This window comes from Aphanizomenon sp. UHCC 0183 (assembly GCF_009712065.1).
Classification (GTDB): domain Bacteria; phylum Cyanobacteriota; class Cyanobacteriia; order Cyanobacteriales; family Nostocaceae; genus Dolichospermum; species Dolichospermum heterosporum.
The window spans coordinates 1-15,915 of sequence record NZ_VILC01000005.1 but is presented as its reverse complement, the minus strand read 5'-3'; the positions used below and the strand labels follow the sequence as shown (position 1 = coordinate 15,915).

General features: G+C 37.1%; 11 protein-coding genes and 1 CRISPR repeat array (1 of these 12 only partly in view). Of the genes, 8 read left to right on the top strand and 3 right to left on the bottom strand.

Annotated features, from left to right (window positions below; genetic code table 11):
- Positions 1-2,197: direct repeats of the CRISPR family, unit length 36 nt; unit sequence ATTCCCACTCGCTGGGGATATTAATTGAATGGAAAC (it extends 4,158 nt beyond the left edge of the window).
- A gap of 307 nt (positions 2,198-2,504) precedes the next feature.
- The 8 genes from cas10 to FJR37_RS02415 all read left to right on the top strand — a co-directional run bounded on the left by cas10 (position 2,505) and on the right by FJR37_RS02415 (position 13,268).
- Complete coding sequence (gene cas10 / locus FJR37_RS02450) at positions 2,505-5,513, top strand: type III-B CRISPR-associated protein Cas10/Cmr2 (protein ID WP_168465204.1); 3,009 nt, start codon at positions 2,505-2,507, stop codon at positions 5,511-5,513.
- Complete coding sequence (locus tag FJR37_RS02445; protein ID WP_168465203.1) at positions 5,513-6,661, top strand: type III-B CRISPR module-associated Cmr3 family protein; 1,149 nt, start codon at positions 5,513-5,515, stop codon at positions 6,659-6,661. Before cas10 ends, FJR37_RS02445 begins: the two co-directional genes overlap by 1 nt.
- Positions 6,658-7,434 (top strand): type III-B CRISPR module RAMP protein Cmr4, encoded by a 777-nt coding sequence (gene cmr4 / locus FJR37_RS02440; protein WP_168465202.1) that lies wholly within the window; start codon positions 6,658-6,660, stop codon positions 7,432-7,434. Before FJR37_RS02445 ends, cmr4 begins: the two co-directional genes overlap by 4 nt.
- A 27-nt stretch (positions 7,435-7,461) precedes the next feature.
- Positions 7,462-7,857, top strand: a complete 396-nt coding sequence (locus FJR37_RS02435) for a hypothetical protein (protein ID WP_168465201.1) — start codon at positions 7,462-7,464, stop codon at positions 7,855-7,857.
- A 4-nt stretch (positions 7,858-7,861) separates the two neighbouring features.
- Positions 7,862-9,829, top strand: coding sequence for a type III-B CRISPR module RAMP protein Cmr6 (gene cmr6 / locus FJR37_RS02430; protein WP_168465200.1), 1,968 nt, complete (start codon positions 7,862-7,864; stop codon positions 9,827-9,829).
- On the top strand, positions 9,826-11,337 hold the full coding sequence (locus tag FJR37_RS02425; RefSeq protein ID WP_168465199.1) for a hypothetical protein: 1,512 nt from the start codon (positions 9,826-9,828) through the stop codon (positions 11,335-11,337). The genes cmr6 and FJR37_RS02425 overlap by 4 nt, the downstream gene beginning before the upstream one ends.
- 118 nt (positions 11,338-11,455) lie before the next feature.
- Positions 11,456-11,623, top strand: coding sequence for a hypothetical protein (locus FJR37_RS02420; protein ID WP_160290034.1), 168 nt, complete (start codon positions 11,456-11,458; stop codon positions 11,621-11,623).
- 253 nt (positions 11,624-11,876) lie between these two features.
- The gene (locus tag FJR37_RS02415) at positions 11,877-13,268 is read left to right on the top strand and encodes an amidase (protein ID WP_168465198.1); all 1,392 of its coding nucleotides are present in this window, start codon (positions 11,877-11,879) and stop codon (positions 13,266-13,268) included.
- Between the two features lie 446 nt (positions 13,269-13,714).
- Here FJR37_RS02415 and FJR37_RS02410 read toward each other — a convergent pair whose 3' ends face one another.
- The 3 genes from FJR37_RS02410 to FJR37_RS02400 all read right to left on the bottom strand — a co-directional run bounded on the left by FJR37_RS02410 (position 13,715) and on the right by FJR37_RS02400 (position 15,661).
- Positions 13,715-14,200: a hypothetical protein gene (locus FJR37_RS02410; protein ID WP_039203871.1), complete on the bottom strand. Its 486-nt coding sequence runs from the start codon at positions 14,198-14,200 to the stop codon at positions 13,715-13,717.
- 167 nt (positions 14,201-14,367) lie between these two features.
- On the bottom strand, positions 14,368-14,661 hold the full coding sequence (locus FJR37_RS02405; protein ID WP_039203869.1) for a P-II family nitrogen regulator: 294 nt from the start codon (positions 14,659-14,661) through the stop codon (positions 14,368-14,370).
- A gap of 4 nt (positions 14,662-14,665) precedes the next feature.
- Positions 14,666-15,661 (bottom strand): sodium-dependent bicarbonate transport family permease, encoded by a 996-nt coding sequence (locus tag FJR37_RS02400; protein ID WP_168465197.1) that lies wholly within the window; start codon positions 15,659-15,661, stop codon positions 14,666-14,668.
- Positions 15,662-15,915: the final 254 nt, after the last annotated feature.

The window sequence follows — 15,915 nt, the reverse complement described above, 5'->3', positions numbered from 1 at the left end:
AGTAGATGCAGACGGTAATAACTTATTCCCACTCGCTGGGGATATTAATTGAATGGAAACCAGACCTTTAACTTCTTCAATTATCTGTACACCTGATATTCCCACTCGCTGGGGATATTAATTGAATGGAAACTTAAAGGTGGGAGCGTTGTATGTCATCTTCCAGATGACCGATTCCCACTCGCTGGGGATATTAATTGAATGGAAACCTCCAACAGCACAATATATTTGAGAAGTGTTCTAGAATTCCCACTCGCTGGGGATATTAATTGAATGGAAACTCTCTAGTTGAGTGGTGAAAATAGCGGGCATATCGAGGATTCCCACTCGCTGGGGATATTAATTGAATGGAAACCTCTGTAGGCTAAGGTTAGCTGTAGCAACTCAGAGTATTCCCACTCGCTGGGGATATTAATTGAATGGAAACCAGTTACCATAAGCTGGTATGGAGGATCTACATACATTGCATTCCCACTCGCTGGGGATATTAATTGAATGGAAACCTTCTACTACATCCCAGTTCTCTGCCAGCCTCATATTCCCACTCGCTGGGGATATTAATTGAATGGAAACCAGAGATACCAACAATTAGCTTTATCTGTTCCAGTATTATTCCCACTCGCTGGGGATATTAATTGAATGGAAACAAGACAAATTTGACGTTTTATATAAATTATGATTTACTAATTCCCACTCGCTGGGGATATTAATTGAATGGAAACCTAGATGTGCTGCTAGTTGTGCCACAAACTCTTCATGATCATTCCCACTCGCTGGGGATATTAATTGAATGGAAACATCGCTAAATACTGCATCAATGTCTGTTACCTCTAAGATTCCCACTCGCTGGGGATATTAATTGAATGGAAACGGTAGATTTGTTTCTCCCCAAAGAGTTGTAGAGACTATTCCCACTCGCTGGGGATATTAATTGAATGGAAACGCTGGAAGGCTGGTCTTTACCAGAGAGGTGGTATTCCCACTCGCTGGGGATATTAATTGAATGGAAACTCGTAGTGACAGCCACCGACTCGGTCATCTGGAATTCCCACTCGCTGGGGATATTAATTGAATGGAAACGCCACTTCTAATCCAGTCTTTAAATCCCTGCGGTAATTCCCACTCGCTGGGGATATTAATTGAATGGAAACAGTCAATGCCATCGTCATTGTCGGGTTCAGATGCAGCAGGATTAAATTCCCACTCGCTGGGGATATTAATTGAATGGAAACGATATTCAGCACTATCATCTATTAGAAGTGGTTTATATTCCCACTCGCTGGGGATATTAATTGAATGGAAACTGAAGAATTTGAATGTTGACCAAAGACAGGTATTGATTCCCACTCGCTGGGGATATTAATTGAATGGAAACAATACCTGTACCTGTGATTGCATCACCTGCTTTTACATTCCCACTCGCTGGGGATATTAATTGAATGGAAACATTGCGGATGCTTCACCTACAGTGAGTGAACCACGTTTTTATTCCCACTCGCTGGGGATATTAATTGAATGGAAACGATCGCTATATGGAAATTTGCCATGCAGTAGCCTACCAATTCCCACTCGCTGGGGATATTAATTGAATGGAAACTTAAGTAATCAAAATCCAAGCCAGCTTCTATTGCTTCACCTATCCAATTCCCACTCGCTGGGGATATTAATTGAATGGAAACTTTAATTGATGCAAAACGCCAAAAAGCAGCGATTATTATATTCCCACTCGCTGGGGATATTAATTGAATGGAAACTTGTGGTCTGTAGTGTAGGAGCAGATCCAAAATTTAATTCCCACTCGCTGGGGATATTAATTGAATGGAAACCTGTCCAATATTTAATGTCAAATGTTTTTATAAAATAATTATTCCCACTCGCTGGGGATATTAATTGAATGGAAACTTAATGGTATTTCTTGCCGTCCAGGATGAAAATGGGGAATTCCCACTCGCTGGGGATATTAATTGAATGGAAACGTGAGGGCTGAACTTCAAAAACACAAAGTCCATATTAATTCCCACTCGCTGGGGATATTAATTGAATGGAAACTTACTACTTTCATAACTAAAACCAAACACTAAAACTATTCCCACTCGCCGGGGATATTAATTGAATGGAAACAACGCCACCACGACTAAAACCTTGCTGTTTTTGTAAATATATTCCCACTCGCTGGGGATATTAATCGAATAGAAACAGGGGAGGGAGGCGATCATCAGGAGTATATATAAATACATAATAAAATATTTACTGATATTTTGAGAATCAGTAAATTGTAACTATCAATGTTTGGTAAGGGAAACGCTGTAACTTGATAGCTGCATAAACAATAACCCATGTCAAAGACAAGAAAATATTTGTAATAAAACTCTCAAAGTGAGGAAAAGCTTACAGAGTAAGAGTTAGAGAAAACCTTACAAAAATCTTGAGATATTTTAGATTCCTAGACAAATACTGAATCGCGCTCTTATAATTCATCTATAAGCTACACAGGGGATCTACCGATGACGGCAGAATATTGGCGGGCTAAGATTTGGGGGTTACTACATGACCCTGTATTAAAGGCATTACATGACAACACAGGACGGGGTAAAAATAGCTTCTATAAACAACTAGAAGTAATGAAAGCTTGGGTTGAAATTGGCAAAACCCCCGATGATTCTCGTGGTAAAGCATTAGCAAATATACTATTAGCAGACTATGTAGCTTCAGCAAGTGATAGATCCGCCATTGGTGGTACTACAGAATTTATAAACTATGACCCTGAAAAGGGATTAGAAATTAGACATTTACTATCTGGTGCGAAACAGGATTTTAAAGTTAGTTTTCACAAAGAATTAATCAATGGTAAACGTGCGGATTTTTTATCTAGAAAAGAAGAGAAATTATTAGAAATACTAGAAACAGCACCACAAAAATTTCAAGATGAAATTCAAGATAATATTCCCAAAATTAAAGAATTATATTGGTGGCTATGGCGTTGTTTACCTAAAGTAACCTGTGATATCTTTGAAGATAGTTCTTTAATGTTAATGCCAGCAGAAACCAGGATTCCTGATGCTTCAATTTGGAGTCATGTAAGTATGACATCAGCCTTAGCTGGTGGTTTTGCTGGATATGATTTAACATTAGATGAAATTAAAAACTGGCCAAGAGGTAAAGCAGTTTCTCATCCTTATTTAGCAGTATTTAGCTTTACCCCAGTACAGGAATTAATTAAATCTAGTCGCAAAATGCGGGATTTTTGGGCGGGTTCTTGGTTATTACATTATTTATCAGCTAGAGTTTGTTGGAAACTAGCCAATCAATATGGACCAGATACCTTACTTTATCCTAGTTTATATGAACAACCATTAATTGACCATTGGTTATTACAACAATATCGAGATTTTTCGCCATATATAAACCAACCATCACCAGAATCATTATTAACTGCTGGTTTTCCTAATGTCATAGTATTGGTATTGCCTGAAGCTAAAGTACAAGCAGCAATGCAAACAGCCCAACAAACCTTGTTAGAAGAATGGTTAAAAGTGGGGGAATTGGTATTAAAAGAATTACAAAAAGAACGTTATTGGATGAAAAGTTTAGACCCCAATCATACCACATGGCAAGGTTGGTTAAAATCCCAGTGGCAAACCTACTGGACAGCATTACCCATTGGTAAACCAGAAGAAGAATTTAAATGTTCTGCTAACGAAAACAAAAATCAAGAATTTGAAACCTGGTCAAAAGTACAAAATGAAACTTACAATTTAAGCAACAATGAAAATCGGCTTTTCAAAGAACAAGAAAAAGATTTATTACAAGAATCTTATAAAATTCGTCAACAGATATATAAAAGGGGATTTAGTGCTAATATAGGTTCATGGTGGGGTTATATTTTCGACGCAACCCGCGCTAGTTTAGCAGCAGTTAAAAATGCTAGAAATTGGGAACTTCCCACAGCCTTTGGACCGCGTTCGACAATTTCTGGTATTGGTCCAGTTGTCAGTCCTGGCAATAAAGATAAAGATAAAAAAGACTGGATAACGGAAGGTGAAACCCAACATTTTTGGAAGCATAAAGCAGGGTTTTTTGATGGTAGAGAACAGTTAAATGCTACGGAAGTATTAAAGCGGGGTTTACATAAGGTTTTACCAGAATTATTAGGAGTAGATTTAGAAATATCCTATCCAGATTTAACTTCTGGAGTTGCAGGATATTTGAAAGTTAATCAAAGTAATCCTGAACATAAACGTAATTTTGAAAAAGCTTGTCAAGCCATAATTGAGAAATACCCTGATATCGAGAATACACTCACAGAAATGAGAGGTAAATGGGGTATTCCTTGGATGGATAAAAAACAGAATCTTAAAAAATACCATCCCCGCTTACTTAATGCAGGTTGGATATTAGAAGATCTACCAAATAGTGAAGCATTAAAAGCAGAATACACCCAAGGAATTAATCAAATTCTCAGTCAATGCTATCCCAACAATAACCCATCAGATTGGTATGTATTAGCAGCAGGTGATGGTGATAGTATGAGTGAATGGTTAAAAGGGACAAAAATGAAACCCTACCGGGAATATATTCCTGATGGTTTTGAGGAAAAAGTCAGAACAGCTAATTTACCATTAACTAACTTCCCAGAGTTTCTAAAACTCACTAAAAGAATGGGACCAAGTACCCACAGTGCATTAAGTCGGGCATTATTAGACTTCTCTAATCAATTAGTTCCTTACCTCACTCAAACCCGCTATGCAGGTAAACTAATTTACGGTGGTGGTGATGATGTTTTAGCCTATACGAACCTCTGGGAATGGGATAAATGGTTGTGGGATATCCGCCAATGTTTTAGAGGTGCAAAAGACCCCCATGAAGAGTTTAGTAATAAGGGTGATTATTGGCAATATTTAAAAGATGATGGTAAAAAAGTTGGTTTAGTTGATCGTCCATTATTTACAATGGGTAGCGCAGCTACAATTAGTTTTGGTATCGTAATTGCCCATCATTCAGTACCGTTGGCGATCGCATTGGAAAGCCTCTGGGAAGCAGAAGACGCAGCCAAAAAACACGAATATTATCATGGTTGCGAATTACCAATTGAAAACTGTGGTCAAAAAGATTGTTTTAACAAAAAAGATGCTGTACAGGTGCGGGTATTATATGGTAACGGTAATACTTTAAAATCTACCGCTAAATTCGATGTTTTCTATCAGTGGCAACAATTAATCATGTGTGAATCAGACAGCGCCATATTTGAACAAGCAGCGAGTCTGTGGAGTCAACATCCAGCGCCGATTTTTGGGGCAATTCTAACTTGGACGCAAGTATTTTGCGATCGCCGTGACCAATTCCAAAACAACAAACCCGCGAAAACACAGTTTCAAGAAAACCTAGCTAATTTTCTCAAAGCGTTATTCCTGACCACCCAAAGCAAAGAACTAGACAACGAAATTCAAAGTTGGCTGAAACTTGCGGCATTTGTGAAACGTAACCGTGATATCAAACTAAGAGGTGATAATTAATGCACTGGTACAAACTCACACCACTAGATATATTGATGTTACGAGATGCCAAACCATTTTCACCACAAGAAAGGGCTTGGGCAGGTAGTGTATTTCCTCCCAATGGTCATACTATTGCTGGGGCATTACGGGGTTTATTAGGAAAAGAAACATTTAATATAATTGGTCCGTTCCTCTGCTATGAAAATACAGAAAACACCTTATATCTTCCGCGTCCGTTGGGGTTTGTGAAATCTACAGCCCTTGTCCCTTTGAAATGGGAAACCAAATCTCATATAAATAATGCCTTGTGGGATGAAACTCAACCTTGTCCTTTAGTTAAACCTCATAATGCTAAAGATGAAGATGGGGAAGATGAGAAAGATGAGGAGAAAATAAATAGTTTACAGAAATGTGAAGAAAGTTCTGAGGTAAAATTTAGACAATATTTACCTTATTGTGTTGTTAAGAACTATTTAGAAACAGGAGAAATTAATAAAGACAATTGGAAGGTAGTTGATGGTACTCACGAAGACAAACCCTGGACAATAGAAACCCGTTCTCATAATAGTATCGAACCCGGAACTAAACAAGTCAAAGATGCCGATGGTTACTTTGTAGAAAATGCCATTCGTTTACATCAAAATTGGAGTTTTGCTATAGGAATTAATCACGAAATTACAACACCTGCTACAATCAGATTAGGAGGAGAAGGACACAGAGTAATTGTAGAATCTTGTCCAGAATTGGGGGAGCAATGGCAAGAATTACAGAAGATTTCCAGTGATAATTTTAATCATCATGATAAATCAATTGCTTATTTAGTTACCCCAGGGGTTTTTGAAAGACCACATACAGATAAGCACCAACAAAGAATGAATTTATGTCGTCCTTATCCTTGGGAATGGAAAATCAAAGATGGTAATTTTGTGAGTATGTCCACAGATAGACCAGTCCCAATCAGTTGTAGAATCAGGGATAAAGATGATGTAAAAAGTATTCCTGCACCCCAGGTTTTTGCAGCACCACCGGGGAGTTTATACTATTTGAATAAACCTCAAGGATTATTTCAGGATAATACTGGTTCTCGGATCAATAACTGGAGACAACTGGGTTATTCGGAAATGTTGTGGATTAAATATCAAGAAAAAAGTGAGGAAAATTCATGATTGAATACATCTATTTATATCTATTGTCACCATTACATACAGGCGGCACAACTCAAGAAGGTAATTTGCTAGGAATTGCCCGTGAATCACATACTAATTTACCTTATATTCCTTCTAGTACAGTTCGTGGTAAAGTTCGGTCAACTGTTACAGACAAAGATACACAATATCAACTATTTGGCAATGACTTAAAAGATGGCAAATTAGAACAAGGTAATATTTGGATTGGTGATGCTTCTATATTATGGTTGCCAGTGCCTTCATTAAGTCATAGTATAGTTTGGGTTAGTTGTCCTCTCTTATTACAACGTTGGCAACGTTTACAAAGTAGTAAATTAACTATACCTCCTGAATATAGCTGTAACTTTGCTAATGGTTCTGCTGTTTATCTCAAAGATGCAATTATTAAAAGTAATGAATTAAAATCTTGGACAAACTCAGAAGAATTTGTACCCCAATCATCAGCAACAACTTCTATAAATCGTTTATTAGTTTTACCAGATAAACATTGTGCCACATTAATTCAAATGAGTTTATGGCGACAAGTAAAAATTAAACTTGATGAACATAAATCAGTAGATGGGGGTTTCCGTTATGAAGAAGCAATTCCACCAGATACACTCATGTATTTACCTTGGGGAATTACATCACAAGCTAATGGTACATCACAAAAATCTTACGATGATTTCAAAAGTTTATTAGCCGCTAATGAAATCTTACAGATTGGTGGACAAGAAAGTTTAGGACGTGGATTTGTCCAACAATGGATGTAATTATTAATAGTACAGGAATGAATCAATATGAGCTTTGACCCTAGAACAATTGCCACACCAATTTATGAAGCTTTACATAATTTGCGTTCACTACCCAATCAAGATGACACTCGTTTAAAACAACAAAAAAGTCAAGCGGTAGAACTATATACTTATCTTTCTACTTGGGGAATGATGCGATTAAAAGCTGAAGAAATGGCATTACCTAATGGGATGTTCGGTAAAAAACAAGTGGTGGAAAAATTCTTTGAATGTTTACAAGCAGTATCAGGAATACCAAACTTATCAGGTCAACAAGGTTTAACAACCCTAAAAAATCTTGGTACAGATGAATATTTAGGTATCACAGGTTTAGGACTAGCTTTATCCCAAGAGTTTAGTTTTTGGGCTACTGCTGTTTATTCAGATATTCAAGGAGACTAAAATTATGGTATTTGAAAGACCTCAAACCAATCAACCTAGAAGACCTCAACCACCTGCACCTACCACACCAGATGTAAACAGACCCAGAAGAGTAATTAACGTTCCTGTGGGTGGTAATGGTGGTAATGGTGGTAATGGTGGTAATGGTGGTAATGGTGGTGGTAATGGTAATCCTGGTGGTGGTAATAATCAACCTCCTATCCCGTCTCCCTGGTTAAACCCAGATAACCCACCTCAACCACATTCAGAAGCCAGTTTTGTAGAATATCTGCGTTGGATGCGAACTGCTTGCAGCAGCGCTTCGCTATCGCCAGATACCGATAATAAATACAAAGACCCCACCAAAGTCCAAATATTGCAAATGGCAGAACAGGGGGCAAACTATTCCAAGCGATTACAAGAACTCACAAGACGCACCGAATTAATCGCCCAAAATAGTTTCAAAGTGCAATGTCCTTGGAGAATTAGAGTGGGAGGACATAGAGGACCAGAAAGTATTTTATTACCTGCTTTTGATGCTTTGGGTATTCCTTATATTCCTTCTAGCACCCTGCGTGGTGTGGCCAGAACCCAAGCTATCCGGGAAATCATGGCACAGCAAAATACTGACTGGAAAAATGCAGAAAAACAAATTGCTGCTTGGTTTGGTTCAGTAGAAACTAATAATAAAAAAGATCAAGCAGGTAAAGTAGTATTTCTAGACGCTTATCCTTTAGGTGATCAAAATATACTAGCTGTAGACATGGCTAATAATATTTGGCAGTGGGATAATAATTCACCCAAATATAGCCCCAATCCTAACCCGTTTCTCAGTTTAGAAAAATCCATGTTTATGATTGGGTTACGGTTAGCTAGTAACTGTCAAGATAAAGAGATATTAGAACAAGTAAAACAGTGGTTAATCAAGGGTTTACAAGCTGGTGTAGGTTCTCAGGTTAACACTGGTTATGGTCAATTAAATCCCGCAGGTATAGGTAATCATAAACCTGAAAGTGAATTTTTCCGAGTTGAATTTATTGTTAAAGGTCAATTAATTCATGGTCGTCAAAAGTTTCAAAATGTTAATCATCCTTATAAAATTAAAAATGGAAATTTAAAACCAGATACAATTAATCATGGAGAAGTTAGACCAGTTGCTTTTAAATCAATGTTACGTTATTGGTTTAGAACCTTTACATTGGGAATTTTAGAACCTACACAAGTTCAAGAATGGGAAAATAAAATCTTTGGAGGGATTAATCCTAGTAAAGAATATGGTTGGTTGATGCTCAGAGTTTTAGAAGGTCGAATTACCCAACCGGAAGCCCAAAACAGAAATGATAATGTTGGTAAACAAGAAGGAATTTTAACATTAAATTACTCACCAGAAATAACCATTGATAAAAAAGATCATTTGCAAAAACTAATCAAAAATCTCACTTGGTTAATGTTTCATTTAGGTGGTATAGGTCAAGGTGCAAGAAGACCCTATTATTCTCGTAAAAACCGTCAATATGCACCCTGGTGGCGTGGTTCTACACTAATACCTGATCGTGAAGATTCATTTTGGAAATTACCAGAAACTTCTAAAGAATTTCAGCAACTATTTAGACAAAAATTAGAAGCTTTTTATCAAGCATTAAAAGCATTAGGTGTTAATTTCAATTATCGCCAACTAAAAAATTGTGGAACAGTTAGAAATAATCAATGGATAGAAGCTATTGATGCTAATTCTCGAATTATTGTCTGTTCTGGAAACGAAGATTTTGGTAAACCTTATGCTTTATCAGTTTTACATAGTGATCAATTCAAATTTAATGGTAATTATGATGGTAATCTTTGCGGAAAAGTAGGTAGAGAAGTTAAACCTTCGCCTATATGGATTACAGACTTAGGTGATTACCAAGTAGTAACAGTATTTGGTGCTAATGCAGATCCTCGTCAAAAATATTTAGAAACATTACAAAATAAAGTTCAAATCTTCCCACTATGAAAACAACAAATAACACAAATCAAGTTAGCACCCTCATCATCACCGTAGGAACTCGACAAATAGGATGGCGGTGTAAAGATGGTATCATTCGTTCCTTTGGTGCAGATGGTAATATTAGTTATCCTCCACATATTAACGAACTCTATCAAGAACTAGGAATAGAACGGGGTAAACATCAAGATGAAGATGGTAAAACCTATCCTTGGAGTGGTCGAGATTTAGGTAAAAGATATTATGATTACTGTCAAGAATGGTTAGGTGGTGATTTTAGTAATGTTGAATTATTGTTAGATAAAACTGTCATTGAAGGAGGAGTAAAACAAGGTTTAAAACATATTATTCTTTGGGGAACAGACCAACCAGAAAGTATTACTTGGAATTTTCGCCGATTAGATACTTTATGGTTAGCAGAATTAATGAAAGGAAAAATTAAAAGTTTATTTCCTGATATTAGAGTTGATATTCACTCACCAAAAATTAATGCTGGTAATAGTGATGAAATCCGAGAAGAATTAGAACAACTGGTTTTAAAAGAAGCTATAAGTATTAACGAAAATCAAGAATTTATTCTCTGGATTCAAACTAAAGGATGTACCCCTGTCATTGCTTCTAATGTAGAAATTTGTGCAGCCGCTTTAGTACGTCAATATCAAGTATTTAATGCTAGTCCTAATGAACCAAAGGAATTTTTTACTACTTTAGAAAATGGTTTAGTTACTGCTAATCATTCCCAAACTTTCAGTTTAATTTCTATGGCTGAATATTTTTGGTCACTGGAACGTTTACGCATTGTCTCAGCCTGGGAAAGAGGCGATTTTTCAGAAGCACAAATTTGGTTAGCAGTTCATCAACATCGTCATCCTGTTTTATTTAAACTAGCTGGATTTTTAGCAAAATATAGTAATTGGGAATCTAATGATGATTTTTATCGAAAGCTTAAACAATGGGTAGGTTCTAATGATGTTAGTAAAGTAGTTGATTCTGCACAAATTGGAACTTGGAAAACCCAACTTCAACAAATGCAAGATAATTATATTACCAAACTTTGGGAATCAACACTAATATTAGAATTAGCTTTGAAACGGGAAAATTATACAACAGCATTTATTCAGTTTGTCCAAATTTTAGAACAATTACTATACATTCAATCAATAGCACAAAGTTGGAGAGTAACGCAGAGAAATGATGAACCATCACTGGATGAACTTATACAAGCTTGGTGTTCATACAAGAATTTTAACAGAGATAATAAACGGTCAAAATTGATATATGCTATTAAAAAGAAGCGCAACAAAATTATTCATGAAGGTGAATTTATTACTTTGAAAGGTATTAGTTATCTGTGGGCTAATAATGACTTTCCTGTAAAAATGCCAGAAACACCAACAATTATTAAAAACTTGATGATAGATGTACTCAAAGAAATTAGCACTCCTCCTAATTTGAATAATTTATTAATGCGCTCTTTGTATCAATGGGGATTGCAATACTTAGAAGATACAATTTAACCAATACGTAGTGAGACAGAATTAATTACACAATGTCATTGGGAAGGGAACGAAGTGAAATGAAGCAATCGCCAGGGTTGTGATTGCTTCCCTTCGCTCGCAATGACTGTAAATATTTTTGTCCAATTACTTAATTTTAATTGAGCGATCGCCCATACATCAGAGCCAAACAGTTAACCGTTGGGAAAATAGGCATTTTCAACCTTCACCTATTGCTATGAAGTTGATGCAACAAAAGCTTCAAAAATCGGCGTTGCTGAATCGAGGTATGAAATTTCCAAATTGAAACTTTAAAAATCTTACCTTTGCGTCTTTGCGCCTTTGCGTGAGACTAAAATTCATACCCTTAATCAGCAACGCCCAAAAATCCTGCTAAATTCAGAGGGAACAGAAAAAACTCATGTTTTTGAAAAGATGGAAATAATGGCACTGTTTTTTCAGACTAAGCATCTTTTTTTTGACTGAAGCTCTAAACTGGTGAAAATGAGTGTTTATTACCCATTACCCATTACCTGTTCCCTTTTTTGCAACAAGTTAAAATGAGTAACAATGATTTAGCTTTTACTCCGGCTTTAGAGTTAGCACAATTAATCCGTCTACGGGAAGTGTCGCCGCTGGAGTTGGTGGAAGTATATTTGGAAAGAATTGAACGCTTGAATCCTCAATTGGGGAGTTATTTTACAGTTACGGCAGATTTAGCGATCGCTGATGCTACAAATAAAACAGAATTACTAACTACAACTTCAGAATTACCGCCGTTTTTTGGTGTGCCAATTTCTATTAAAGACTTAAGTGCAGTTGCAGGTGTTACTTGTACTTATGGAAATCCAGCACTGTTAAACAATATTGCCAATCATGATGATGGCGTGGTGACGAAAATTAAACAAGCGGGATTTATTATTCTGGGTAAAACCGCAACTTCTGAATTAGGTTCTTATCCTTACAGCGAACCTATGGGATTTCCCCCAGCAAGAAACCCTTGGAATTTGGCATATACTCCAGGTGGTTCTAGTGGTGGTGCAGCGGCATCGGTAGCAGCAGGATTAAGTGCGATCGCTCAAGGTTCAGATGGTGGTGGTTCGGTGCGTGGTCCGGCGGCTTGTTGTGGTGTTGTTGGCATCAAACCAGCCAGGGGAAGGGTCTCTAAAGCCCCTGTAGGCGATCGCTTGGGGGGCATCGCTGTTGATGGTCCCCTTGCCCGCACGGTGGCGGATGCAGCCGCTATGTTAGATGTAATCTCTGGCTATGTCACTGGTGATCCTTATTGGCTACCAGATCCCCAACCATCATTTCTGTCTGCAACTCAAGTTAAATTAGATCCTTTAAAAATCGCTTTTAGTACCAATATTCTCCCCTTTGGAGAAGCTGACGCTAACTGTCAACAGGGAGTATTTAAAACCGTCGAGTTATTAGCACAATTTGGACATCAAATTGAGGAAAAATACCCAGATTTTAGCAATTTAATCGAACCATTTAAAGTAGTTTGGCAAGCGGGAATCGCAGCAGCGGGAATCCCGTCACCAGCTTTGCAACCTTTGAACCAATGGTTATTCGCCAAAACCGGTTCTGTGGCTGAATATCTGCAAGCACTTTCCCAAATGCAAATTGTCTCTCGGCAAATTATCACCTTTTTTGATACTGTAGATGTATTGGTATTACCAGTTTATTTACATTCTCCCATTCGCGTCGGTGAATGGGCAGATTTGAGTCCAGAAGAGACATTCGCCAAAATTGTCCACTGGGTCGCGCCTTGTCCTGTCGCAAATGCTACCGGATTACCTGCGATCGCTCTTCCCGTCGGTTTTGATAGCAATGGTTTACCCCTGAGTGTACAGCTAATTGGTAAACCTGCGGCTGAGTCTACCCTCATTAGTCTAGCAGCCCAATTAGAAGCCGCTAACCCTTGGATTCAACACCAGCCATCACTTTAAGTAGGTTGGCGTTGAAAATTGTCGTTATGGCAAGGCAAAAGGCAAGAGGCAAGAGTGAAGAGGGTTTGGGCGATTTTACGTTTCTTTACACAGTTTGGTTTTATTGTGTTCACCTACTTAAGTCAGAATCAGGATTTACAGGATTTAAAGATTTACAGGATTTAAAGATTTACAGGATTGTTAGAGGGTGTTTGAAAAGTTATGGTTGATGTATCAAATATTTTTTACCCCGGGGTAAATTGAGGAATAATGGTGATTCGATAACTTGTGTGTACACCGTAGCTTTGTAAGGGGAAAGGGGGGTAACAATGTGATGAAAATTACGGGATACGACTTTTCAAACATCCTCTTATCCATAAAATAATCTCAAAAAACAGAAAGTTGGCAAATATTTCCATATTCAATCCTGTTAATCCTTCAATCCTGAGCATCCTGATTCAGACATTTTAACTAGCCAGTTTTGCCTGTTCACGAGCATCAACAACCAAAACTAAACAAAGTGCTGCAACTGCTTTTTCCCATTCTTCACGCACCTTTTCATCTTCCACACCATCAAACAAACCTACCAACCGGGGAACAGCTTTTTCTAAAGCTGCGTGAGGAACGGGACGGTGTAATTCAACCAAATGATTGATACTTTCCTGATTATTAAGAAAACCAACTACCCATTTTGTTGTATGGTCTGGACTATCAGGAACATTCTGAACACCTAATTCATTTTTTAGCCAATCATAAAAAAGTGGTAAATGTTCAGATAAAACTGCACCGGCTGTGGGTAAGGTTTTTTTGAGTAAGCTAATATCTAAACTGTCTAATTCTTGTTTTAAAGCCGGTGAATTCAGCACCTCATTTAAGGGTGTGGAAAGTATTGCTTCTATTTCCGATTCCGAAAAATCTAAATTTTGAGTGAAAGTTGCAATTAAAGATTTCATTTTGTACACTCCAGAGATTATTCTCTAATCTGTACAATGATTATAGTAATGTAGGATTATAACCTATTACCGGGTAATCCTGCATCTATTTCCTTTGTACCGGAGCATTCGCCAAAATTCATCGAAAAATTAGATTTTATTTGCTAATTGTTATTTACAAAAGTTAATTAATCTACGATTGATTTAACATCAGCAGCAATACATACACCACCATATTTTTTGATGATTGGTCGAACAGCTTCAGCTATTTGCCGTTCTTGTTCTTCATTGCAAATAGTCATTATATAACCATTGGTAAGTGCATGACCTTCTAAATCGTCAATAACTCGACCTCTGTATCCCTTACCTGTGACATCCTCAATAATTGTATATCCAGAAACACCTATATAATCTAGAATTTTTAACACCTTTTGTAGTTCTAAAGAATTGATAATTATTTCGACTTTTTTGAAAACTTGCACCTGATTATACTCCTATTGTCTTAATAATGTTGAAATACAAAGGTATACCAACAATAATATTAAACGGAAAAGTGATAGCTAAAGCCATAGATACATATAAACTGGGGTTAGCTTCAGGAACAGTCATTCGCATTGCTGCCGGTACGGCAATATAAGAAGCACTAGCACAAAGTACGGCAAACAAAAGAGCATTTCCTTCAGACATCCCAATTAATTTACTAATAAAGATACCAATAATGGCATTAAATACAGGCATAAAAATGCCAAAAGCAATTAAGAAAAGACCTGTATTTCTCAAGTCTTTGATTCTTCTAGCAGCTACCATACCCATATCTAGTAAAAAGAATGATAGCACTCCATAGAATATATCTTGGGTAAATGGATGTAATTTTTCCCAACCCTTTTCTCCTGTGATAATTCCCACTATTACACTACCAATGAGGAGAAATACAGAACCATTTAAAAAGGCTTCTCTTAATACTTCACCCCAAGAAAACTTTTCTGCTTTTCCTTCTCCTTCTCCTGCTTCTAACTGACTTTTAGCAAAGAATCTCACTAAGACAATTCCCACAATAATTGCTGGAGATTCCATGAGTGCTAAAGCAGCTACCATGTGTCCACTAGAATCAATATTGAGAACTTTGAGAAAAGATTGAGCCGTAATAAAAGTAACGGCACTAATAGAGCCATAAGTTGCAGCAATAGCGGCTGCATTATAGGTATCTAGTTTCAGTTTTAAAATGAAAAATGAGTAAATAGGAACAACACTAGCCATGAATATAGCCGCTAAAAGAGTGAGGACAATTTCTGGATTAATGGCACTTTCTTCAATTTCATATCCACCCTTAAAACCAATTGCGAGTAGCAGGTAAAGAGAAAATAATTTGGGTAATGGTTGGGGAATTTCCAAATCAGATTGCAGAAAAATCGCCAGCATTCCTAAAAAGAAGAATAACACTGGCGGGTTTAAAATGTTGGACAATAGGGGGCTGGAATTCATTTTTTATTAATTTGATTCTGAGTTCGTAATTTTATATTTCAGGCTTAACTTTCCAATATACCTGCTGATATAGTATTTTGTAAATGGGTAGCATAATCAATACCTTGTCCAAATTAAAAAAAGCCTTGATTTGTAGCGTGGGTTGAAGCATGAAACCCAACAAATGCGTTGGGTTGCGCTGTCGCTTAACCCAACCTACAGGAAATGGACAAGGTATTGATAATGATTATTAAAATTTGAAGAAGGAGTCACCG